The organism is Longibacter sp. (assembly GCF_051155795.1).
Lineage (GTDB): Bacteria > Bacteroidota > Rhodothermia > Rhodothermales > Salinibacteraceae > Longibacter.
Map to the genome: position 1 here is coordinate 1 of NZ_DAXETW010000117.1, position 23,167 is coordinate 23,167.

Annotated in this window: 19 protein-coding genes; 1 reads left to right on the forward strand and 18 read right to left on the reverse strand. The window is 64.0% G+C overall.

The window, feature by feature from the left end; translation table 11 throughout:
- The first annotated feature begins 498 nt into the window (after nucleotides 1-498).
- Nucleotides 499-3,177: a S9 family peptidase gene (locus ACFCU0_RS12045; protein ID WP_434973924.1), complete on the forward strand. Its 2,679-nt coding sequence runs from the start codon at nucleotides 499-501 to the stop codon at nucleotides 3,175-3,177.
- A 25-nt stretch (nucleotides 3,178-3,202) separates the two neighbouring features.
- On the opposite strand, the gene ACFCU0_RS12050 is transcribed toward ACFCU0_RS12045, so the two are convergent.
- From ACFCU0_RS12050 to ACFCU0_RS12135, 18 genes are all read right to left on the reverse strand, one after another.
- Nucleotides 3,203-5,296, reverse strand: coding sequence for a heavy metal translocating P-type ATPase (locus ACFCU0_RS12050; protein WP_434973925.1), 2,094 nt, complete (start codon nucleotides 5,294-5,296; stop codon nucleotides 3,203-3,205).
- 76 nt (nucleotides 5,297-5,372) lie between these two features.
- Nucleotides 5,373-6,164, reverse strand: a complete 792-nt coding sequence (locus ACFCU0_RS12055; RefSeq protein ID WP_434973942.1) for a metal ABC transporter permease — start codon at nucleotides 6,162-6,164, stop codon at nucleotides 5,373-5,375.
- A 1-nt stretch (nucleotide 6,165) separates the two neighbouring features.
- Nucleotides 6,166-6,918, reverse strand: coding sequence for a metal ABC transporter ATP-binding protein (locus tag ACFCU0_RS12060; protein WP_434973926.1), 753 nt, complete (start codon nucleotides 6,916-6,918; stop codon nucleotides 6,166-6,168).
- Nucleotides 6,919-6,979: 61 nt separating this feature from the next.
- Nucleotides 6,980-7,978, reverse strand: coding sequence for a metal ABC transporter substrate-binding protein (locus tag ACFCU0_RS12065; RefSeq protein ID WP_434973927.1), 999 nt, complete (start codon nucleotides 7,976-7,978; stop codon nucleotides 6,980-6,982).
- Nucleotides 7,975-8,646: a class I SAM-dependent methyltransferase gene (locus tag ACFCU0_RS12070; RefSeq protein WP_434973928.1), complete on the reverse strand. Its 672-nt coding sequence runs from the start codon at nucleotides 8,644-8,646 to the stop codon at nucleotides 7,975-7,977. Before ACFCU0_RS12070 ends, ACFCU0_RS12065 begins: the two co-directional genes overlap by 4 nt.
- Nucleotides 8,647-8,714: 68 nt before the next feature.
- The gene (gene def / locus ACFCU0_RS12075; protein ID WP_434973929.1) at nucleotides 8,715-9,293 is read right to left on the reverse strand and encodes a peptide deformylase; all 579 of its coding nucleotides are present in this window, start codon (nucleotides 9,291-9,293) and stop codon (nucleotides 8,715-8,717) included.
- Nucleotides 9,294-9,420: 127 nt separating this feature from the next.
- Nucleotides 9,421-9,768, reverse strand: a complete 348-nt coding sequence (locus tag ACFCU0_RS12080) for a phosphomannose isomerase type II C-terminal cupin domain (RefSeq protein WP_434973930.1) — start codon at nucleotides 9,766-9,768, stop codon at nucleotides 9,421-9,423.
- A gap of 218 nt (nucleotides 9,769-9,986) precedes the next feature.
- Nucleotides 9,987-10,490 (reverse strand): hypothetical protein, encoded by a 504-nt coding sequence (locus tag ACFCU0_RS12085; RefSeq protein ID WP_434973931.1) that lies wholly within the window; start codon nucleotides 10,488-10,490, stop codon nucleotides 9,987-9,989.
- An 82-nt stretch (nucleotides 10,491-10,572) separates the two neighbouring features.
- Nucleotides 10,573-11,877 carry a glycosyltransferase gene (locus tag ACFCU0_RS12090; RefSeq protein ID WP_434973932.1) on the reverse strand — a complete coding sequence of 435 codons (1,305 nt, stop codon included), beginning with the start codon at nucleotides 11,875-11,877 and terminating at the stop codon, nucleotides 10,573-10,575.
- Nucleotides 11,878-12,030: 153 nt separating this feature from the next.
- On the reverse strand, nucleotides 12,031-13,983 hold the full coding sequence (locus ACFCU0_RS12095; RefSeq protein ID WP_434973933.1) for a Na+/H+ antiporter NhaC family protein: 1,953 nt from the start codon (nucleotides 13,981-13,983) through the stop codon (nucleotides 12,031-12,033).
- A gap of 207 nt (nucleotides 13,984-14,190) precedes the next feature.
- The gene (gene upp / locus ACFCU0_RS12100; RefSeq protein WP_434973934.1) at nucleotides 14,191-14,820 is read right to left on the reverse strand and encodes a uracil phosphoribosyltransferase; all 630 of its coding nucleotides are present in this window, start codon (nucleotides 14,818-14,820) and stop codon (nucleotides 14,191-14,193) included.
- A gap of 113 nt (nucleotides 14,821-14,933) precedes the next feature.
- On the reverse strand, nucleotides 14,934-16,760 hold the full coding sequence (locus tag ACFCU0_RS12105; protein ID WP_434973935.1) for an alanine/glycine:cation symporter family protein: 1,827 nt from the start codon (nucleotides 16,758-16,760) through the stop codon (nucleotides 14,934-14,936).
- 453 nt (nucleotides 16,761-17,213) lie between these two features.
- Nucleotides 17,214-18,257, reverse strand: a complete 1,044-nt coding sequence (locus tag ACFCU0_RS12110) for a hypothetical protein (RefSeq protein ID WP_434973936.1) — start codon at nucleotides 18,255-18,257, stop codon at nucleotides 17,214-17,216.
- A gap of 99 nt (nucleotides 18,258-18,356) precedes the next feature.
- A complete protein-coding gene (locus ACFCU0_RS12115) occupies nucleotides 18,357-19,040 on the reverse strand; it encodes a cell division ATP-binding protein FtsE (protein ID WP_434973937.1) in 684 nt (227 codons plus the stop codon).
- Nucleotides 19,041-19,260: 220 nt separating this feature from the next.
- The gene (locus ACFCU0_RS12120) at nucleotides 19,261-20,019 is read right to left on the reverse strand and encodes a class I SAM-dependent methyltransferase (protein WP_434973938.1); all 759 of its coding nucleotides are present in this window, start codon (nucleotides 20,017-20,019) and stop codon (nucleotides 19,261-19,263) included.
- Between the two features lie 18 nt (nucleotides 20,020-20,037).
- On the reverse strand, nucleotides 20,038-20,592 hold the full coding sequence (locus ACFCU0_RS12125) for a hypothetical protein (protein WP_434973939.1): 555 nt from the start codon (nucleotides 20,590-20,592) through the stop codon (nucleotides 20,038-20,040).
- A gap of 204 nt (nucleotides 20,593-20,796) precedes the next feature.
- Nucleotides 20,797-21,864 carry a 4-hydroxythreonine-4-phosphate dehydrogenase PdxA gene (gene pdxA / locus ACFCU0_RS12130; protein ID WP_434973940.1) on the reverse strand — a complete coding sequence of 356 codons (1,068 nt, stop codon included), beginning with the start codon at nucleotides 21,862-21,864 and terminating at the stop codon, nucleotides 20,797-20,799.
- 166 nt (nucleotides 21,865-22,030) lie between these two features.
- Nucleotides 22,031-23,167, reverse strand: a 1,137-nt coding sequence (locus ACFCU0_RS12135) for a leucyl aminopeptidase family protein (RefSeq protein WP_434973941.1), incomplete at its 5' end; no start/stop codon positions are given.

Genomic DNA, 23,167 nt, shown 5'->3' on the forward strand with positions numbered 1-23,167 from the left:
AGAGCTAGGGGGGTTGGGGTGTGAGGTCTGAGGTGTGGGTGCGGCGGCGCGTTCACAGTTCAACGGCCCGCGCCAGTTCCATAATCTTCAATGCTCAATCCTGAATTTTCCATCTGCAAAGGGGAAAGCGAAGGTATATCTACGTGTTTGTGTGTTTTAGTGTTTATGTGTTTGGGTCGTTACGTTTTTGGGTTTTTGCACATGCTCGGCGCGACGTGCCGGCCTGACGCATCCTGCCCGATAACCGGGCGGTCCCTTTTGATAACGCGCCAACGAGCCAACGCACTAAGGCGCCAACGCACTAACGCACCAACGAGCCGACGCCGGTAGGAAAGGCCGATCCACAATCCACGCTCCAAGATTCACAATCCACAATCCAAAAGCCGACCCACGCGAAGCGCTTAACTTTCACATCGGCGGGTACCATTCGTGCGTCGCGGATCATAGGTTGGCGCAATGATGAATCGTTTCGCTCGACCGCTTCCGTATTTCTCGCCGATGACGTACCTCGCCGTTCCCCGACCGCGCCTCGGTTCCCGATTTACGTTTCTCGGAGGCGCTTTGCTCGCTATTCTCCTTCTCACACTGCCAGGGGCCGTCGCTACCTCCGCCGAGGCCCAACCGACGGAGGCCCCCGGATCGTCCGCCATCACGGCGTCCGACCTTCTCAAAATCCGGCAGATCTCGGATGTCACGCTGTCTCCCGACGGTCGAACGGCGGCCTACGTCGTCAAGAGCATTGAGACGACGCCCGGCGACGAACGGCCATACGCGTACCGGCACCGCATCTACACGGTCCCTGCGAACGGGCGGACCGAGCCGCACATTCTGACACGGTCCGCAGCCGGCGCAACCGATCCAACGTGGCACCCGGACAGCGATCGACTCGCGTTCGTGCGACCGGTCGAGGGCACACCACAGGTCTTCGTCCTCCCCATCTTCGGCGGCGAACCCTACCAGTTGACGGATGCCCCGAATGGAGCGTCGGCTCCGCAGTGGAGCCCGGATGGCGAGCGGCTCCTCTACAGCACCTCCCTTTCCCGCGACGAGGTGGCTCATGAACTTGCACTGGAGCGTTCCTTCCCGGACGAGCGGTGGCGTCGGGGTGCAGCCGACACGCTGACGGCGCCGACCACGCGCCGGCGCATTGTTTTGCGCGATTCGATCACGCTCGATGCACTCGACACACTGGATGTGGGGGACAACCGCGTTGCTGCCCTGGCCGACTCACTCGGCGCGTTGCGCGACACGATTCGCGAATCCGTCCCCAGTGCGTCAACCGCCAGTCCAGATGGGTCGCTTCTGGAAATCCGCAAGTGGCTTGGCGAGCGCCGATCGGAGAACGATCCGGCGGTCATCACACGGCTCGACTTTCAGGGAGAGCGTGCGCTGGACCCGCAGGTCTCGTTCCGCCACGTCTTCGTGGTCGACGTGCCCGCCGGCGTCATGACCGGCACTCCTGACCGGCCCGTTCCCCGTCCCATCACGAACGGCTACCGAAGCTACGGGGGAGCGGACTGGCTCCCCTCCGGAACGCAGGTCGTCCTCAGCGGCACGCCCGTCGCAGACGCACACCCGGACCGCATCCGACAGCGCGACCTCTTCGTGGCGGAGGTCCCGGCAGCCGGCGATCAGCCCAGCCTGCAACGCCTTCTCCGCCTTGATCGCTATGCGCTGTCGAATCCGCGCGTGACCAACGACGGCACAACGGTGGCGTTCATCGCACGGAACCTGAACCATAGCGGCTACGCGCAGACGGAAATCGGCCTGTTCGCTCTGGACGGCCGGACGAAGCCGCGGGTTATAACGAGCGAATACGACCGCTCGGTTTCTCAGATCAAATGGTCGCCCGACGGCTGGTACCTGTACGGGGTGTCCGCGGCCGACGGCAGCTTTCCGTTGATCCGATTTGCTCCGTTCGCCCGGGCAGACACGTCGTCGAACGCAGGTGCGGACACAGGTGCCCGCGCCGCACCGGCTACCGAGGCCGAAACCAGCGCGACGACGTTTGCTGTCGACTCGACGATGATCACGCCCGTGGAACCGGAGATCCTGACGAATCCCGGCATCGGCGTACGAAGCTTCGACGCCACCGACGCAACGCTGGTGTACGCGGCGACGCAGGTTCAGAATCCATACGAGGTCTACACGAGCACCGTCAGCGGAGGCAATGCCCGGCGCATCTCATCCCATAACGCAGCGTGGTTGGAGGATCGCACGATCGCCACGCACCGCCGCATCGCGGTGGAACGCGACAGTCGCACGATCGACGCCTGGGTCATCCGTCCGCCGGGCCTACCTGACGCGGAGACGGCGCCTCTTCTCGTAGAAATGCACGGCGGCCCCTCCGCGATGTGGGGCCCGGGCGAGGCGACGATGTGGCACGAGTTTCAGATGCTGGCCGCCCGGGGTTTCGCGATCGTGTACGCCAATCCTCGAGGGTCTGGCGGCTACGGGTTCGAGTTCAAAACAGCCAATTTCCAGGACTGGGGCACGGGCCCAATGAACGACGTGCTCGCCGCCGCAGACGCGGCTGCCGGCCTCGAATGGGTTGACGGCAAACGGCAGGTCCTCACCGGCGGCTCCTATGCCGGGTACCTGACCGCCTGGATCGTAAGCCAAACGGACCGCTTCGACGCCGCGGTCGCACAGCGGGGCGTATACGACCTGAGCACGTTCTTCGGAGAAGGCAACGCCTGGCGCCTGGTCCCGACGCACTTCGGCGGCTATCCGTGGGAAGGGGCGTACCCGACGCCGGCAGCCGACAGCGCCCGGACCGACACCCTCGCCATGCCGGTCGACAGCACGTTTTTCACTGAAGGACAAATCACCGGCTACGGGCTCGACAGCCTCGTCGTGGACTCGCTCCGAATGGCCCCGCGCGAGGCGCTCCTCCGTAATTCCCCGCAAACGTACGTCCGCGACATCCGGACGCCGCTGCTGATCATGCACGCAGACGACGACCTTCGGACGGGAGTGATCCAGAGCGAAATGATGTACCGGAGCCTCAAGGTCCTCGACCGGCCCGTCGAATACGTTCGTTATCCGAACGCCGGACACGATCTCAGTCGAACGGGCGACCCGCAGCACCGCATCGACCGCCTCCTCCGGATCTACGAGTTTCTGACGCGCGGTATCACCGGCGCAGAGGACGACCAGGAGACGGCCTCCCCCTGACGAGTCCCTTCCTGCTTCACCGTCATCACGACCGCCGCAGCAGACGGGACGAGTTGGCAAGAATGCCGAGGTCCGGGATGCTGTGCATGGCCGCAGCCACGATCGGCGGGAGAAATCCAGTGGCGGCGAGCCCGAGCGCGGCAAGATTGTAGAGGCCGGTAAACCAGAAGTTGCCCTTCACCACGTTCATCGTCCGCCGGGCGGTGTCGAGGAGATCTGGAACGAGCGACCAGTCCTCGCGCAGCAACACGACGGGCGCGGCGTCCACCGCGATGTCGGTCCCTACGCCCCCCATGGCGATACCCACGTCCGCCTGGGCGAGAGCCGGCGCGTCGTTAACGCCGTCCCCGATCATAGCCACCGTGTGGCCCTGACGCTGATACTCACGGACGATGGCAATCTTGTCTTCGGGCAGGAGCTCACTCCGCACGTTGAGGCCGAGTCGCTCTGCGAGCGCATTGGCGGCTTCCGACCGGTCGCCGGTCAGCACTTCGACTGTTTTCACGCCCTGCTCTCGGACGGCGTCGATGGCTTCCGCGACACCGGGACGCGCGCGGTCGGCCGTGACGATGACCCCGGCCAGCCGGCCGTCCACCGCCACGTAGAGGTGCGTCTCACCGGCCTCCGGGGCAGAAAGAGGGGTCTGCACGGCGACATCACCCTGGTCGCCGGTGCTCTCTTCAAGCATTCGTTCGTTGCCGACGACGACCGACCGCTCCCCGACGGTTGCACGAATGCCGCGGCCGGGCATGGCCTCGAAGTCATCCGGCGTGTTAAGCGAAACCAATCGCGCCCCGGCCGCCTCGCGGACAGCTCCCGCGAGCGGATGCTCGGCGTACTGTTCGGCGCTCGCGGCCAATCCCAGAAGCTCTTCTTCCGTCCACCCCGGTTCAGGCCGGATGGCGATCACCTCGGGCCGCCCGACGGTCAGCGTGCCGGTTTTGTCGACCAGAAGCGTGTCGACCCCGGAGAGCGTTTCGAGATAGCGACCGCCCTTCACAAGGAGCCCGCGTCGCGCGGCCACGCCGATCGTCGCCAGCATGGCAACCGGCGTAGCGAGCGCGAACGCACAGGAGCAGGCCACGACGAGCACAGCCACGGACGACATCGCGTCCCCCGTGACCAGGTACGTGACGCCGGCCACGCCACCGACGACGGGGAGGTAATATCCCGAGAAACGGTCGGCCCACTGCTCGGTCTCGCCGCGGTGGGCTTCGGCGGCCTCGACCATGCGCACGACCCGCCCGAACGTGGTTTCCGCACCGGCCTCGTGTGTCTCTATCCGGAGCGCTCCCCCCTCCGCGATGGTCGCGGCGTAGACGTCATCGCCCTCGATCGCTTCGACCGGAACGGGCTCCCCGGTGACGGTGCTCTGGTCGATCACCGCGCGGCCACTGACAACGCGGCCGTCGACCGGGATCTTTTCTCCAGGACGGACGACGACTGTTTCGCCGTCTTGAACCTCCCGGGCGGGAATCTCGACTTCCTCCCCGTCCCGCTCGACGCGGGCGGTCTGCGGCGCAGCCTTCATCAGATCGGAGATGGCATCACGGGCCTGCTCGGTCGTCGCGTGCTCGACGTAGTCGCCGAGCCGCATGAAGATGACGATCACGAAGGCCGTGACCCATGCGCCGGCAACGCCTGCCGCGAGGACACCCGCCGTCATCAGCGTGTGCGCGGTCACCCGGAAATTCGACGCCGCACGGGCGACGCTTCGAAAGACCGGGAAGCCCAGCGCGAGAACGCCAGCCAGGCCGGCCCACCACGGCGTACGCGCTTCGAGCCACTCGACGTAGCCCAGGCCATGCCCGACAGCGGCGAGCCCCAGCACGAGGATGACCGTGCCGGCGAGAAGAAGAAGTGAGCGACGCTCCGTCTGCGCCCCCTCCGTGCGGCGCGCCGTCGTCTCGGGTACGTCGTATCCGGCCGCTTCCACCGCGCGAACGAGCGCCTGTCGGGAGGCCGGCGTCTTCTCTTCGAGGACGACCGTAGCCCGCTCGGCCATGAGCTGCACATCCGCCGATGCAACACCCGGCACATCTTCCAGGGCGCCCCGGACGTGACGTGCACACCCGGCGCAGTCCATGCCGCGCACCGATAACTCACAATGGTTCGCCATAGTTGCTTCGTCTGATCCTCAGGCCCTACGGTACGTACGTACGGCCATATCATGTGCGGGTTTGGGCGAGGCGCGTCTACCGATGGAAAACGAAAGCGAGGAAAAACAGCAGGGCCTGAAACAGCACGATCGTTGCCCCACTCGGGATGTCGAACACGTACGACAATACCAGACCACCCGCAGCCGTGAAGCTGCCGATGCTGACGGAAAGGATCGTCATGCTCCGGAAGCGGGACGTCAGGAGGCGGGCGGTAGCGGCCGGGATCACGAGAAAGGCCGCGACGAGAATGATGCCGGCAATTTTAACGGAGGCGACGATCGTCACCGCGAGAAGAACCGAGAGCAACAGGTCGTCCCGCTGAACCGGGACGCGTCCGGCGCGCGCCAGATCTCGGTCGAACGAGGCGTAGGCCCACCGTCCCCACATCGGCAGGAGAAGGAGCGTTATCGCCGCAATGCCACCCACGAGCCACACGTCCGACGTTTGTACAGCGAGAATGGACCCGAACAGGTAGGCGAACGCGTCGGCCGTGTACCGGGGCGTAAGCGCGAGGAAGACGACGCCAAGCGCAATCGCGACGGCGAAAAAAATGCCGATCGCAGTATCGCCGGCGATATCCCCGCGGTGTGTGACGACATTGATGCCGAGCGCGACGACCACGGTGAAGGGGAGTGCCACCCACATCGGATCGACCTGAAGCAGCAGGCCCAGAGCCACACCGCCAAAGGCCGCGTGAGAGAGCCCGACGCCGAGAAAACTCAGCCGGCGCTGAACCACGAAAACGCCGAAGTAACTCGCCAGGGCTCCGACGACGACGCTCGCCACCATCGCGCGCTGCATAAAGGCCAGCTGAAACGCGTCGAGCAGTTCACTCATGGCGGTCTCCGATCATCATGGCGTGGGCGTGTCCGATGTGGCCGAATGCCTCGCGCAGACATTCTTCCTTCAACGCGGTTTCCGGTGGGCCGTAGCCGACCTGTCGCCCATCCAGCAGCAGCACGTGCGTGGCGTGATGATAGGCTGCGTTCCAGTCGTGCGTCACCATCAGGACCGTCGCCTGATGCGTCTCCTGGTAGTCGTCGAGCAGCTCATAAAGATCCGTCGAGCCGACGACGTCGATGCCGGTGGCGGGCTCATCGAGGATGACGACGCGCGGTGTCCGGATCAGGCTGCGAGCCAGGTAGACCCGCTGTAACTCCCCGCCGGACAGACGCGACAGGGCGCGCTCCGCCAGATCTTCGGCGTCCACCTGCCGCAGGGCCTCCAGTGCGCGTTCACGATCCTCGGCCGACAGGTTGAACGGCCAGTGCTCATACAGACCTGATACGACGAGTTCGATCGACTGCGCCGGGAAGGATCGGTCCAGGGTCTTGATCTGCGGGACATAGCCGACGACGCCGGGATCCGACTCGCGCGGTGGCTTCCCGAAGACGCGGGCGATCCCACTGTCCGGTGAGGCCAGTCCGAGGAGAACTTTTAGGAGCGTCGTTTTCCCTGCCCCGTTCGGGCCGACGACCGCAACGAAGTCGCCTTGATGCGCCTCAAACGTGATATCGTCCAGTACCCGATGGTCCCCGAAGCGGACGGTTAGATCGCTGACGCTGACGGCGGGGGCGGGCATAGAGGCACGGGCGCAATCGGAAGAACGGGAGGAGAGCGACCCTTCCCGGACGGAAGGAGGCTTAACGCTGCGACGCGGGCGTGGGTTCAGGCCGGAGACTCGACAGGATCCGCTGGGCGTTGTAGAGGAGCAGCTCTCCGTACGTGGCGCGCCCCTCCACCCCGCCGAGCGGATCGAGGTTCACCGTTGAGAGCCCCGCCGCGTCGGCGACGGCGCGAGCGGACCGGTCCGGAAGCTGGGTCTGCGTGAAAAGGACGCGAGCGCCGTTTTGCTGCAGGCGACGGATCTGTCGGGAGATCTGCTGGGGGGATGGCTCCTTCGCGGGCAGGGGTTCGACGATGTCGGCCACCTCGAGGGCGTAGCGATGCAGGAAGTAGCGAAAGAACGGTTGCGACAGGACGACGCGCGCACCCTGAACGGGTTGCAACAGGGACGCGATCTGGACATCCAGGGCCTCCAGGTTCGTCGCCATCGCCTCGGCGTTGGTTCGATACTGCGTGCATCCGGCCGGATCGGCGGCGCACAGCGTATCGGCGAGAGCCGGCAGGATGCTGCGAACGGTCACGGGGGATGTCCAGAAATGCGGATCCATCTGCCCGTGCTCGTGTCCGGCACGCGTGGAATCGGTGCCATCGCCCGGCGGCATCGCGAGCCTTTCGGACGACGGTACCATCGGTGCGAGGGCGACGGTCCGTTCGGCCGGGAGCGTCGCGACCCACCCGTCCAGATGCCGATCGGTGTGCATCAGCAGGAGGCTGCCGGACACGGCCCGGACGTCCGACGGTGTCGGCTCGTACGTGTGCGGCGAGTCGCCCGGGCCGAGCAAGACCCGAACGGTCGACCGCCCCTTGGCCACCGGCTCAAGAATCATCCCCAGCGGCGGAATCGTCGTCGTAATGACGGGCGTTTCGTTTTCCCCCGGCACGCTTTTCGAAGATGACGCATCCTGGCAGCCGCCAAATAGAAGGCCCACGCTCACAAGAGCAACGACGGCGCATGCAAATCGAAGCGCCCGCGGGGAGGAGAAACTGCTCACGGCCGGGATACGGGGTGGGTTCACAGAGACGAGGATTCGCTTGAACGATGCGGGGACGCTACCAGAACTTCCGAGGTGATGCCGTACGCACGGACGTGGTCGTGGTGCTGTACCGTCCAGTCAGAACCCAGAAGCGGCCTCACGTTCAGGGGCCGGCAGCCGCCCACGAGCGACGGGCGAATCGCGAACACGGTTCGCCAGAGCGACTCCACGAGCCGGCCCAGGCGACTCTGGCCCGGCGCCAGCCCGCACGTGCAGAGAAAGCCGCCCGGGTGGAGCACACGACGTGCTTCTCGCAACAGCCACCGAACCTCCGACTCGGGCATCAGGTCCAGCACGTACGCCATCACGATGCGGTCAACAGAGCCATCGGGGCAGTCGAGTGGCGGAGCGCCCGCTGTGCATTGGATCCGAACCCGGTCCTTCCAGGGCTCCAGACGCTGCCGCGCCAGATCGGCCATGACGGGACTCAACTCGACGGCCTCGTACGTGGTCGTTTCCGGACACCGGTCCGCAAGCAGTTGGCGGGCCAGCGTTCCCGTCCCGCAACCGACCTCAAGAACGGAACTCGCACGGCCGAATTCCCCGTGGTCGAGCAGCCGGTCGATCGCCGGCGCCTCGTAGAAGGACTGCGCGTCCTGCCACGGACCGATGCGGTCGTAGACCTGTCGAAGGGTCTCACGTGGTAGCATAATCCGCCGGTTGAATCCGGACCGTCCCGTCGATTATCGGCTGCCGCTATGTCCGGAATGCCGCGCCGTTACACCCGTTCGCCCTCGGCGGTAACCAGCGGGTAATCGGCGTCGACCTCGCCATTGGCAATCTTCCGGAGCGACCGGCGAACCATTCGCTTACGGAAGCTGCCGAGGTGGTCGGTGAAAAGAACGCCGAACAGGTGATCGAACTCGTGCTGAATGACCCGGGCGAGCATGCTGCCCACCTCCCGCTCCTGCTTCTCGAAATCGCGGTCGAGGTATTGGATGCGGATCGCCTCAGGGCGTGTCACGGTCTCTCGTACGTCGGGGATGGAGAGACATCCCTCTTCGTAGTCGGTCGTCACCTCACTCTCCGCGACGATCTCGGGGTTGATAAACACCATCGGTTGAGGCGGCACCTCCTGGCCCGCGTCCTCGATCTCCTCGGCCATCGGCGAGACGTCGATCACGAACAGCCGTTCGCTGCGCCCCACCTGCGGTCCGGCGAGCCCGATTCCCGCCGCTGCATACATGGTGTCGATCATGTCGTCGATGAGCTCCTGAAGCTCCTCCGAGTCGGACTCGACCGGCTCGGTCTCCTCGCGGAGTTTCTCATGACCGAACGTGTAAATCGGGAGTACCATGGGCGATTGATCTGGTAGATAGTCTATATGCAAAAGATCCTAACGCTCCTCCAAACGCAGAGTGCCGTCAACTGCGTGAACGAGCCGTCAAGCCGCGCCAACGGGCCGGTTAAGCGCGGTGGCAAGACTACTCCGCCCGACCGTAATCGTCTTCAAGACGGATGATGTCATCTTCGATGCAGAGGCCCATTTGCGTTTCGATAAAGACGAGATAGTCGTCGCCATCGTTCTGGATGCGGTGGACGTCCCCGACATCGATGAAGCACGTATCCCCCTCACTCACTCGGATTTCCTCTTCATTGCGCGTGAAGATGCCGGTCCCGCGAACGACGACCCAGTGCTCTTTCCGGTGCTCGTGTTTTTGCAAAGAGAGACGCGAACCGGGGTTCACCACGATGCGCTTGACGCGATAACCAGGTTCATTGAGGTATTCTTCCCAGCGTCCCCATGGACGATTGTCGGCATCGAGAAGCATAAAACGAAGGCGTTGATTCAGAAATGAGGGCGTAGTAGGGGACGGCCGCCGTGCCAGGTACATCGACCCACCACACGTGCGGCCGAGCCGATGGGTGTGGCGATCGGGGTCGACCGGGCCGTCCAGACCGAAAGAATAGCCGATATCGGGCACACGTACAACGGGAGGACGGCCGGCCACGGGTGAACTTCGAGCGGATTGGGCCGCGAATGGCGGCGTTACCGGTCGTACCGAACTGCCAGGGCGCGCAGCGCATGTGACCGCCGACCCTCCCCGTCCTCCCACATTGGCCGGCGACGATCCGACCAGTCGTCGTAGCGCTCCTCCTCCTTCAGGACCAGAATCGCATCGGCGCCGATGATACCTCCCGCTCGCATCATGATCTCTTCCGCCCGCTGCCACCGTGCCCGATCCCAGTCGCGAGGCTGAGCCACTGGCTGTTCCATCACGACGTGCAGCACCGCCATCCGGCGATGTGGGCGGGAGAGCGTGTCCTCACGGAGCACCTCAACCGACACGGTATCGAGAGACACGGCTTGAAGTTCGTCCTCGTCCAGCCATAGATCACCGACCCGAGGCTGGACCGTGTCGGGATCGTCGAAGCGATAGATCCGGACCGACGGGGGGGCGTGCAGGAAATCGGGGGAGGCAGAGAAGCAGCCGGACGCCAGAACGCCGAGGCCGACTGCGAGAACAAGAAGAAGACCGTTCAGCCGCTGCATAAACAAAACGTCAGAAGAAAAGAAGGCCGGTTCATCTTGTGCGCCGCCGTTGCGGCGTTCGTCGTAACGCGAACCTTTCGTCTCACACGGTCCTCGCGTCCCTCGCCCCTGTCTCCACCAGGTTCACCGCGCGCCGAATGCCTTTTTCCTGCTGCATGCGTGCGCCGATCCGTGCGGCATTTCGCTGCATGGCTCGGTCATTTATCGCCCGGCGGATGGCTCGCGCGAGGCTCGTCACGGTGAGGTCGACCTGCCGGATGGGGGCCGGACCAAGTCCGCGATCTCGAACGACACGCCCCCAGAACGGCTGATCGGCCATAAATGGGCAAATAACGGTCGGTCGCCCTGCGCGGAGCCCGGTATGCGTCGTGCCCGCCCCGCCATGATGAACCACCGCGCGCATCCGGGGAAACAACCAGTCATGCGGGACGTCGTCTACCCGGATCATGTCCGCCGGGAGATCCTCCGCCTCAAGACCGCCCCACCCGCTGGAAAGCACACCGCGCACGCCGGCGGCCTGAAGCGCCCGAATCACAACGTTGGCCAGTCCCCGCGGATCGCGCCCCCGCATGCTTCCGAAGCCGACGTAGACCGGCGCCGGACCGTCAGCCAGGAAGCGCTCCAGATCGACCGGTGGCGACCAGGCCGATGTCTTCTCCAGCGGCCAGGGGCCGGCGATTCGAACGTGCGCGGGCCAGTCCGGCGGTCGCGGGACGAGATGGCGACTGAACCCGTACACGATCGGGACCGGCGCTCCGGTATGCTGACGGTAGAGCGACGTCCGTTCCGGCGACGCGTCCAGCCCGACCGAGCGACGCCAGCGACGGACGAAGCCCCGCGTTGCGAGCTGCGTCAGACCCCGGGTACAAAGATACGTCAGCCGGTTGTAGACGCGCGCAAGCCGATCCGGCAGGACGTCGATCGTCGGGAAACCGGGGCTCGGAAAACGGCTCGTCGGCGCACACATCGGAATCACGAACGGGATCGCGCACGGCACCCGGAGCCGCTCCGCGACATGCGGTGCGATATACATCTTGGGGTGATAGAGGATTAGGTCCGGGTCGACCGCCCGTGCCGCGTCCCACGCGTCATCATTGAGCTCTCGCTGGAGGTTCGTTGACGCCCGCCACAGACGCGGTGCGTGGCGTAGAAATCCCCGGAAGGTCGCCAGCTCTTCCATGGCTTCTCCCGTTGCCGCGGCCTGCATCAAGTCGATGAATCCGTCCGTTAGGCCGTGAAATGAGAGCCCTTGATTCCTGACGAAGGACGCAAAACTCGCGCTTGTGCTGATGGTGACGTCGTGTCCCGCGTCCTCGAGGCCCCGTCCGAGCACGAGGTACGGCTGCACGTCACCGCGCGACCCGAGCGTGAGAATGAGGATGGTCATGCGTGACGCTCACGTTTGCACAAATGAGAAACAGGTTTGGGCACATCTCTCCCAGCGATGAGCCTGGGGCGAGACACCCTGCCGGTCGATCATTTGACCGGTTACCTCTTTAACGAATACGCGTTGCGTCTCCGGCCGCTCTGCTCATCGATGTCATGCGACGTGCGCAGGCTCGATCTCCGGGTCGGCAATGTCCACTTCCTCCCCGAACACACGCAGGAGCACCGACAGGATGGCCATGCCGATGAGGAGGCCAACCCACCACGGCATGCCGAACCCGGCCGGCAGCGTGCCGACCAGGAGCGCGACCAGCCCCACGCTCATCGCGTACGGGAGCTGCGTACGAACGTGGTCGATGTGGTCGCATCCGCTCGCCATGGACGACAGAATCGTGGTATCGGAAATGGGCGAGCAGTGATCGCCCCAGACCGACCCGGCGAGCACACACGATACGGAGGAGTAGAGGATGTGGTAATGGGTGGGTTCGTTCATGCCGTTTGCCGCGAGGACCGCCCAGGTCAGCGGTACGACGAGCGGCATCAAGATGCCCATGGTGCCCCAGCTTGAACCGGTAGCAAACGCCGTCGCTGCGGCGAGAAGGAAGACGACCGCCGGCACGGCGCCCGCCGGTAGCCAGTCGCCCAGGATGCTGGTCAGGTATTCCGCCGTGTGCAGCACGACGGTGATCTCCGAGAGCGCCCAGGCAAGCACGAGGATGATCATGGCGAAGAGCATGGATTTCAAGCCGGCATACCACGCCTCGACCGTCTCCTCCAGCGTCAGGATGCGCTGGCCGACCGACAGCACAGCCGCCACCAGGACCCCGAGAAGCGATCCCCACATCAGCGCCTTGTAGGAGTCCGCCTCCCCGATGATTTCGCTGAGGGTGGCCGTCTCTGGTGACGATACCGCCGACAGACCCGTGTAGTATAACCCACCCAGGACGGTCACGACGAGCACGACGACCGGGATGATGGCGTTGAACGCGTAGCGCGGCGCGCCGTCCTTGGGGCTCAGCTCCTCCCCTTTTCCGGCTGCTTCGTCGACATTTGCGCCGGCCGCGAGGACCTGCCCCGTCTCCCGAGCCCGGCGCTCCGCCCGTGCCATGGGTCCGAAGTCCCGCTTCGAGTTCGCGACCACGAACACGAAGTAGAGCGCCAGCAGCGGGTAGAAGCTGTAGAGGATGGAGTTAAGAAAAATCGCGTAGGCGGACATCGTCAGCCCTTCGATGTTGGCGACAGCCGTCCCGACAATTCCGACTTCGTAGCCGATCCAGGTGGTAACAAACGCCAGGCACGCAACCGGCGCCGCTGTGGAATCCACGATGTAGGCGAGCTTCTCCCGAGAGATGCGCAGCTTGTCCGTGACGGGGCGCATCGTGTTGCCGACCACGAGCGTGTTTGCGTAGTCGTCGAAAAAGATGCCGAGTCCAAGCAACCCGGTCACTACCTGCCCGCGTCTTGAATCGCTTGCATATGTGGTGATGCGGTCGACGATGCCCAGCGTCCCGCCGTTTTTCGAAATGATGCCAACCATCCCCCCGATCATCAGGGAAAAGAGAATAATGGACGCGTGTCCCTCGTCAGCGAGCGCCTTCAGTACGTAGACCTGCATCGTATCGAGTAGGCCGTGGAGGATGCCGGAGAGGGACAGCTCGACGGCGAGGACAGCCCCGACGAAGACCCCGAAGAAAAGGGCGGGCACGACGCGCTTAAAGGCAAGCGCGATAGCGATCGCGAGTACGGGCGGTAAAATCGAGATCCATCCGGGAAGGACGCGCGAGGTCGTTTCAGCCAAGACCGCCCCGTTGCCGTCAATCACGGTAATCGTTTCCGAACCGCTGGACGGGACGCGAAGGTCGCTGGCCTGGAGCCTCCCCCGGTTGGATCCCGGCTGAAGCGGGTGCGATTCGTCCCCGATGCGCAGCGTTAACGCGCTCGCCTCGCCTGCCCCCTCCACGGCCACGTCGAACGCCACACCCGTCAGAATCAGGGACGGGGCGTCAAGCTCGACCTCGTCGTCGGTCTGCATCGCCCCGGCGGGCGATGCGATGCCGAAACCCGCGACGGCCAGTAAAATGATTGCCAGATAGGGATGTACTCGCATGTTTTCTAAAACAATGGAGAGGAAAGATCGACCGTGCGGAAATGCAGAGGCGTCGCCGCGGTGAATGCCTTGCCGCGGTGAGCGGCCGGGGTACCTGTGGAAACCGTATGGTTCCCGCACGTAGCGTCTGACTCCGTCGGGCTGCGCGTCCACCCTCATGGTACAGCGTCTCGGCCCGCGCCCCGATCGCACGACAGAGACCCGTTGTCAGTCGGTCGTGCCGAAGATTCGATCGCCGGCATCGCCCAGTCCCGGTCGGATAAAGGCGTTCTCGTCCAGCTTGCGGTCGACCGTGGCGGCTACGATTGGGACGTCCGGGTGGTCTTCCTGTAGCCGCTCGATGCCTTCCGGCGCGGCGACGAGGCATGCAAAGTGGATCCGATCGGCCCCGCGACGTTTGAGATGATCGATTGCAAAGCTCGCGCTTCCACCGGTTGCCAGCATCGGATCCACGACGAAGACCTGCGCCTCCGTGATCGTGTCCGGGATGTTGCTGTAGTAGTCGACCGGATCGTACGTCTCTTCGTCGCGCTGCATGCCGAGGTGACCGACCCGGGCCTCCGGTATGAACCGTACGAATCCGTCGACCATCCCGAGGCCGGCCCGCATGATCGGCACGACGATGACCTCGTCAGCGATCTCATAGCCGGTCGTCGATTCGAGTGGCGTCTCGATCGTCTCTTCCTTCAGGTTCACCTCGCGCATGGCCTCATAGGCGAGGATGGCGGCGGCGTCGGACACCGTCTTGCGGAACGTGCCGTGCGGCGTATCACGCCGGCGAAGAACGGTCAGGTCGCGCTTCAGGATCGGATGATCGACGACGGTCAGCGAAGACATGGGATGCGGATCGGAGAGTCTGAATGAAGGGGACCGGCGAACCGTGCCGCAACCGGGCCCTCTTCACCTCGGGCGAAGGAGCCGGGCCGGGCTGACAGGTAGATCGGAAACCCTTATCCGTCTTGCTCCTGCTTCTGCTTCTTGGCCGCCTTCCGCGCCTCACGGGCTCGGCGAGCCGGCTCCACGTTCGAGAGCCAGGCTTCCCGATCGAAGTAGCTGTCGGTGATGTCCTTCAACTTGCCGGAGAGTACGACGAGGGCAATGAGGTTGGGCACGACGACCAGTCCGAGGGCGATGTCGCCGATGGTCCAGACGGTCGCCAGCGGGGCGATGGCGCCGACAAAGTTCATTCCCACAAATACGACCTTGTAGGGAATGACAGCTTTCGCTCCGAACAGGTAGTTGGCGCAGCGATCGCCGTAGTAGCTCCAGGATATCGACGTCGATATCGCAAACAGGAGGACGCTCAGCACGACGATGCCGCCGCCCCAGTCCCCGAGCGGGGAAAGGCCGCGCTGAAACGCAAGCTGCGTGAGCGGCGCACCGGTTTCGACGCCCGGGCCGTAGAGCGCCGTGTACTCGGTGCCGTCGCGCGAGATGGCAACCTCGCGGTCCGGGTAGATCGTGCCGTCGAAGGCCGCGCCGAAGTCGTCCGCCACCTCGCAGTCGTTGGCGCAGGACACGTAGAACTGCTGGACCACCGCCTCATTCCAGGCAAACTCCGGCGTGCCTTCAGGCAGCTGCGGGTTTCCGTTCACGACGGGAATCTCTGCCGGCGGCTCGTCCCCGGACATCACGCCGGCTTCCCCTTGAACCCGATAGCTGATGGCGCCCGCGTTCAGATCCATCCGTGTGGGGACGGCGTCGTCCCAGACGCCCGTGACGATAATCACGAGGCCCGTGATGGAGCACACGATGATTGTATCGATGAACGGCTCCAGGAGCGCCACGACACCCTCGCTGACCGGCTCATCCGTTTTCGCCGCGGAGTGCGCGATCGGCGCAGAACCCTGGCCGGCCTCATTCGAAAAGAGGCCGCGCCGGACGCCGTACATCATCGTAAGGAGGAAGACGCCCGCCCCGGTGCCGGCAACGCCGGATGTCGGGTTGAACGCTTCGGTGAAGATCGAGCCGAAGGCTGCGGGGACATCGGACGCGTTGAGGGCGAGGATGAGCAGCCCGCCGAGCACGTAAATGCCGGCCATGACGGGGGCGACGATGCTCGTCACGCGCCCGATCCGCGTCACGCCGCCGATAATCACAACCGCCACGATGGCAGCCACCACCGCGCCGACGACGTACTTGAACGTGACCGGGTCCATTCCGAACCAGTCGCTATACGTCATCATGGTATCCGTGACGGTGTTAGCCTGTGCGGCATTGCCCGTCAGGAACGACGTGATCATGAGCATGACGGCGAAGAAGATCGCCATCCAGGTCCATCCGGAGCCCAGACCTTTTTCGATGTAATACATGGGGCCGCCGGACACCGTCCCGAGCCAGCTCTTCGTCTCTCCTTCCCCTCCGATGTTTACGTCGCGGAAGTACTGCGCAAGGGTCACCTCACTGTACTTGGTGGCCATCCCGAGGAGGGCGGTAATCCACATCCAGAACAGCGCACCGGGGCCTCCCCAGTGGATCGCCAGGGCGACGCCGGCGATGTTGCCGATGCCGACGGTGGCAGACAGAGCGGTCGTCAGCGCCTGAAAGTGCGGCACGTCGCCCGGTTCGTCGGGGTCGTCGTATTTGCCTGTCGTCACGGCAAACCCGTGTCCCAGACGGCGAAACTGTATGAATCCGAGCCGGAACGTGAGGTAGAGCCCGGCCCCGAGGAGCAAGATGACGACCCACGGAATGTCGTTTCCGGTCCCCGTCGGAACCCCTTCACTCCAGACAAGCTGTTCCAGGACACCGATGGCCGATTCGAGTAACTCAAGCATAGAGGTTGACGTAGCGAGAATACCTTGGGTGAAGATGCAACCGGCACCGCGGCGGTGGTTGTACCGAAGAACCGCCGATCCGAAGACAAGACGCGTGGCGTACGGATGGCACCGAATGCGCCGAGGGCAAAAGATAAACGCGTGGACGACAAGCGACCTGTGGACAACCGTCCGATAGTAAGCACGAAGGCGCAGCGCGGTGACCGCTCCCACGCCTTCACGATGACACAAACTGCCGTGGTGAGGTGCAAATCCGAAAGCACCCGGTACCACATCGGCCGCTCGCTGATTACATCTTTGTAATGTAGGAACTGGAGACGCCCGGTGCAAGCACCGTGGCGCGCACCTGAATCCAATCTGTGGGCGGCGATACGGAGACGACCTGCGGGGGACACGATTACGCGGAGGCTGGAGGGGGGGTCGTATCCGGGAGGGAATCGGCGGCCGTGTGCATCACGCCGGCGGGTCTCCTCCGGCCTCGTTCGTCTGGGATTCCTTGTTCAGGTCCGGTTCCACCACGTCCTCCTTCGTTCCGGAGTCGGCGCCGCGCGCCATGTCTCCCGGCGGCGGAGGTGCCCCCGACTCTTCGCCGAGGCCCTTCCGCGCGACGTTTCGCTGCCGTGACTGTTCGACGGCCGGTGCGACGCTGTTGTAGGCAGCCGTAAGGCCGACGGCAAAGCCCGCCGCCACGATGCCGATGGCGGCATCCACGAGACGGGGACCGGCCAGCGCCAGCCGGATCATGACCGTGGCGGCTGCGAACCCGGAGTTTCGAAAGACGACATGATACGTGACACTGTACCGCAGCGAGATTAACACGATCAGCACGTCGCTGAAAATCAGCACGGTGTAGAACGTGTCGAAGAACGCGAGGGTATGACCGTAGATGACAAAGTCGAACACGGTAACAACACCGAGACCTGCCAGAATAACCAGGAGCGTCACGGACAGTAGCTTCTTGGCTGCAACGAAGCGCGCCTGCTCCGCATCGGTGTCGGTGATCGGCCGGTGTTGCTGCATCCGGTAGTACACCGAGATGATGGCGAAAATCGCCAGAGCACCGGTCGCATCTACGACGACATACAGCACGGCATCTGGGATGCTAAAAAGAACGCCGGCTGGATCCAGCTTCCACTGGATGGGCTCGGAGAAATGGACCAGTTCCTTGAACGACTGGCGCAGCAGGATGAGCGAGAAGATCTCGAATTGCTTGCCGCACGCATCCGCCACACTCGTGGCAAGCCCGAACACGAGACCGACGACCTCAACGACGAGAAAAAGCGTGAACGCAACGTCGATCGCGTAAAAGTGATTGGTCGGGATGCGCGTCCCCATGACGCCGGGCAGAAGACCCTGCCGGCTGAGCTCGATGATGATCAGGCTGGCGAAAAAGCTCACGAGGAGCACATTGCCGGTCACGCGGCGCGATCGGGTCCCCTCCCACTTCTGATCCAGCGTATCGTACAGGCGGACGGCCGGATCGAGGATTCGATTCATGATCGCCTCTTGCGTGCTAAATTGGAAACACCGTTCGTGGGATCGAGCGCGAGGTCCCTCTCGATCGCGCCAGCCTCTGGCGGTTTACAGGGACTCCGGTTACAGGGACTCCGGGTCGATCTCGATCAACTGGCGATTCATAAGCGCGAACGTCCGCGCCGGATATTTCTTCACGAGGCGATAGTCGTGCGTTGCCATCATGAGCGTCATTCCCTGACGGTGGAGACTTACGAGCAACTCCTGGATCTCGTCGGCCACCACCGGGTCGAGGTTTCCAGTCGGCTCGTCGGCCAGGAGGACCCACGGATCGTTGGCAATCGCCCGCGCGATCACCACCCGCTGCTGTTCGCCGCCGGAGAGCTCGTGGGGGAAATTGCTCCGTTTGTGATTAAGCCCGACCCGCGTGAGCGCCTTCATGGTTCGGGACTTTACCTCTGAACGTTTTTTCCCGGTCGCATACAGTGCAAACGCGACATTGTCGTAGGCACTGCGATCGGGTAACAACTGGAAGTCCTGGAAGACGACACCGAGCGACCGGCGCAGGTACGGAATCTCACTGCGATCGATCAGATCCGACCGGTAGTCGCCGATCTGCGCCACGCCCTCGTCCGGGAAGCGATCCATGTAAAGAAGACGCAGCAGCGTGCTTTTCCCGCTACCCGTGGGTCCGATGAGATAGGCCATGTCCGACCGTCCCAGATCCATCGACACGTTTTCGACCACCGTTCGAGACTCTCCGTTCGGAAGGTCGAACGACACGGACACGTTGTTGAAGCTGATCATGCGCTGCGACGGGACGAAGAATCAATGGACGGACACGGGGCAAGGTGGTAATTATCCTTACCACGGTCAAGGCGATCGGGAAAGAGACCCGGGGGAAGTCGGAAAACGATCGGATGCGTAACAGCATGCGCCGGCGAATGGCGACGACCTACGTTTCATCCGGCGTCTATGCGTAGAGACACGGGCGCCGGCACCGCCAATCTCCCTTCCCGCGCCGTGTCTACGGCTCCCTTCTTTCGAGGAGCCAGTGGACACGGTGACTTCGCTCATGGGCCGGGTCAAACGTAAATCCGTCGTAGGCGGCAGAAACGTATAGCCCGCTTGCTTCAATGGCGGCTTCGATGGCAGCGGGCGCGTAGGGGCGCTGCACGTGCTCCTCCTGATAGTGCTGCCCGTCGTGAACGATGTCGAAGGTACTCCGGTGCAGCCCGGTGCTGGCATCGTACCGGGAGGCGCGCACATAGGAGGTGCCACCGACCGTCCCGCGATCGAAGAACTCTCGGTCGTGATCCTCTGAATTCGCGGGGGTGGCGTGATCGACGACTGCCAGTCCTCCCGGGCGAAGGCATCTTCGTATGCGTTCCAGACAGAGGCGGACCTCGTCGATCTTCGTCAGGTAGTTCAAGCCGTCGTATACCAGAATGATCGCATCGAAGCCGTCCCTGCGTCCGAGCCCCTGCAGCGTTACCGTCGTGAATCTCGCCACATCGCATCGAATGGGTAGGCTCGCCTCGTCGACCTTCTGGCGTGCCTGTCTCACCATGGCCGGGGCACCGTCCGTCATCACATACCGGTAGTTGCCCATCGGCTGAAGGCGAACCGCCAGTGACCCCGTGCCGGCCCCGAGCTCCAGAATGGACGAGACGGATTCATCGTGCGCACGGAGACACGCGTTCAGGTAGCGCGCCCAGCGGTCGTAATCGACGTGATCCATGACCGCATCGTACACCTCTGCTAGCACCTTGTAGGGATCGTTCACGGTCGCATGCTCCGGTTGCTAGCGAAGGTACGGGTCGATGGGACGACGGTACACGGTCTGCACGTCAACGTCCACAGCATTCCCGATCAGAGCGCCGAGGCCCAACCCGACGAACGTCAGTGCGATGCCCATGCTCTGCGCAATCCCGCTCGACAGGCCGCAGCTGATGCTCTCGCAGTTTCGTGATGTTGAGTACGCGTCCGCGGTAGTGAAAATGCCTGGAGCCGCGCCGACAAGGCCTCCGACGACACCACCGCCACCATTAAACTTCACCTGAAGAGAGTCGATCGCCTCGATCGGCATCTGCCGGACGGGGCCGTCGTAGGATTCATAGGGTCGGATCATCCCGGGAACGTAGTATACGGAGTCGGCCGAAAGGCTTACCTGCGAGACCTTTTCATACCCCGACGACCCGGCCCGGTGCAACCGCACCGTTTCTCCCGCCATGGCTTCATTGACGTCGGCAAGGGTCGGGTCCGGTGCGCGGAGAGGGCCGGTGAGCTGGCACCCCGACGCCAGCAGGGCAAGCGAGGCGAGGAGACCCGGGAGGAGGCGAAAGGCAGGGAAGGACATGGCGGCGAAATCCATTAGAGAGATCACGTGTCATCCGATCACAGGCGTCCGCGCCACCGACCGCGCGTTGCTACCTCCTGTGGACAAACGCACATGGATACGCCGCCCTGTCTCTCTATAAGGTAACCCGTAAGCCCGCCGCAGCCCGTCGACCCTTCTGCATCCGTGCGGTGCGCGCCGGTCGATCGCTCAGGCCGGAATAAGTCACGCTGGCATCGTCGCTGCCCGATGGCGGGCGATGGCGACGGCTTCCTCGATGGCGCTCCGCATCGAGCCCGGGAGCGCCATGCCACGTCCGGCGATCCCGTACGCCGTGCCGTGATCCGGTGACGTCCGCACGATGGGGAGTCCGGCCGTGTAATTTACGCCGCGGTCGAACGCCAGTGCCTTGAACGGGACCAGTCCCTGGTCATGATACATGGCGAGAACCGCGTCGTAGCCCTGATTGAGCTGCGTTGCAAAGTACCCATCGGCGGGCAGCGGGCCGTGAACGTCGATGCCATCGGCACGCGCCTTCTGCACGGCCGGTTCGATGATCTCCTTCTCTTCCGATCCCAGCACGCCGCCATCTCCCGCGTGCGGATTGAGTCCGAGCACACCCACGCGCGGCTCGGGGATGCCGAAGTCCTGAGCCAGCGCTTCCACCATGACGTCCAGCTTCTGCCGGATCGCGGCCTCGGTGACGGCATCCGCAACCTGCGAGATCGGAATGTGCGCCGTCACGAGTCCAACGCGGAGAGTCCCCGCGACCATCATCATGGTTGGCTGTTGTCCGCCCGTTTTCTTGGCAATGAACTCCGTGTGGCCGGGCACCGTGAAGCCGGCTTTCGCGATCGCATCCTTCGAAATCGGAGCCGTAACCATCGCCGCCACGTCACCGCTAAGGCAGGCATCCACGGCTCGATCCACGGCTGCCATGGCGAGCGTGCCTCCGGACGCCGTCACGTCGCCGAAGGACACCTCCGGGGTTGTGTCCCCCGTCACATCCAGGACGGTGACGCCCGTTTCCGGCACGTCATCCGGGATATCGGAGACGGTGTGAATCGTGAGATCTGAGTAGCCGAGCGTGTCGGCATGGACGCGGAGGACGTGGGCCGACCCGATGACGACCGGTGCCATGTTGGACGTCAGTTCCGGATCGTGGAGGCATTTCAGCAGCACCTCCGGGCCGATTCCGTTCGGATCCCCCATCGTGATCGCCAGGCGGGTACGTTCCCCGTCTGATGCATGGCTCGGATCCGGTCGCTGGTACGTGGGTCGCTGAATGGGCATAGTGGCACGGTGAGTTCGGCGAAAAACGTAGCGCGCGAGGCGCGGTGATGGAGTCGGCCGCCGGAGGGGACGGTCTACCGGTCGGTGAGCGTGCAAGCGCTGTGCCCACCGGTCCCACGCCCCTGCCCTGCGGTGCGGCCAGCCTCACCCTGAACATAGCACACGCTCATGATCGTGTGGTCGCATAATTTTCCAGGTAAGAAAGCAGCAATCGGACCCCGAATCCGGTGCCTCCGACCGGCCGGTAGGGCTTTGCGGTCGAAAGGAAGGCCGGACCGGCAAGATCAATGTGCATCCACGGGAAGTCGACGAAGTGCTCCAGGAACTTGCCCGCAGTGATGCATCCGGCCTCGCGTCCACCAACGTTTTTGATGTCGGCGACGGTCGAGTCGAGGTGCTGTTTATAGTCGTCGTACATGGGGAGCGGGTGGACGCGCTCCCCACTTCGTTCGCCGGCGCGCTGGATGGCATATAGTCGTTCGGCCGAGCCGTCGGTTTCATTGGTCATGACGGCAGCCGCCTCGGAACCGAGGGCAACGACCTGTGCGCCTGTGAGCGTCGCCATGTCGACCACAAGTTCGGGGTCGAAACGACGGGCGTACGACAGCGCATCGGCAAGAAGGAGGCGCCCCTCGGCGTCCGTGTTGAGGACTTCAACGGTGGCGCCGGAGTGCATGGTGATGACGTCGCCCGGTACGTAGGCATTCTCGCCGGGCCGGTTGTCGGTAGCGGGAATGAGTCCGATCACGTGGAGCGGGACGTCGAGATCGGCCAGCGCTTCGAAGGCGCCGACGACGGATGCGGCGCCGGCCATGTCGGACTTCATCAGATCCATGGATCCTTTCGTGTCCTTTAGCGAAAGACCGCCGGTGTCGAACACGACGCCTTTCCCAGCGAGAACGATCGGGCGCCGGTTCTTGGGATTGTCCGGCCGGTGCTGCAACACGGAGAAGGTCGGCGGCTCCACAGACCCGAGGTTCACGGCCAGCAGTCCGCCGAATCCCTCTTTGCGGATGCGCTCGGTGTCCCAGACCTCTACGTCGTATCCATGCGCCTCACCGGAGGCTTGGATTCGGTCGGCGAAGGCGCGCGCCGTCTTGTCGTTCGGCGACAGGTTCACGAGATCCCGCGCCGTACACGTCGCCTGGGCCAGGTGCACGCCGCGCCGGGCCCCGCGGTCGATACTCTCGCGATCCGCTCCCTCTGCGTGATGAACGCACAGGTCGATGGACGGCGACGAGTCATCGTCCGTTTTGTACTGCACGAACCGATAGGCTCCGAGCGTAAAGCCTTCTGTGAGTGC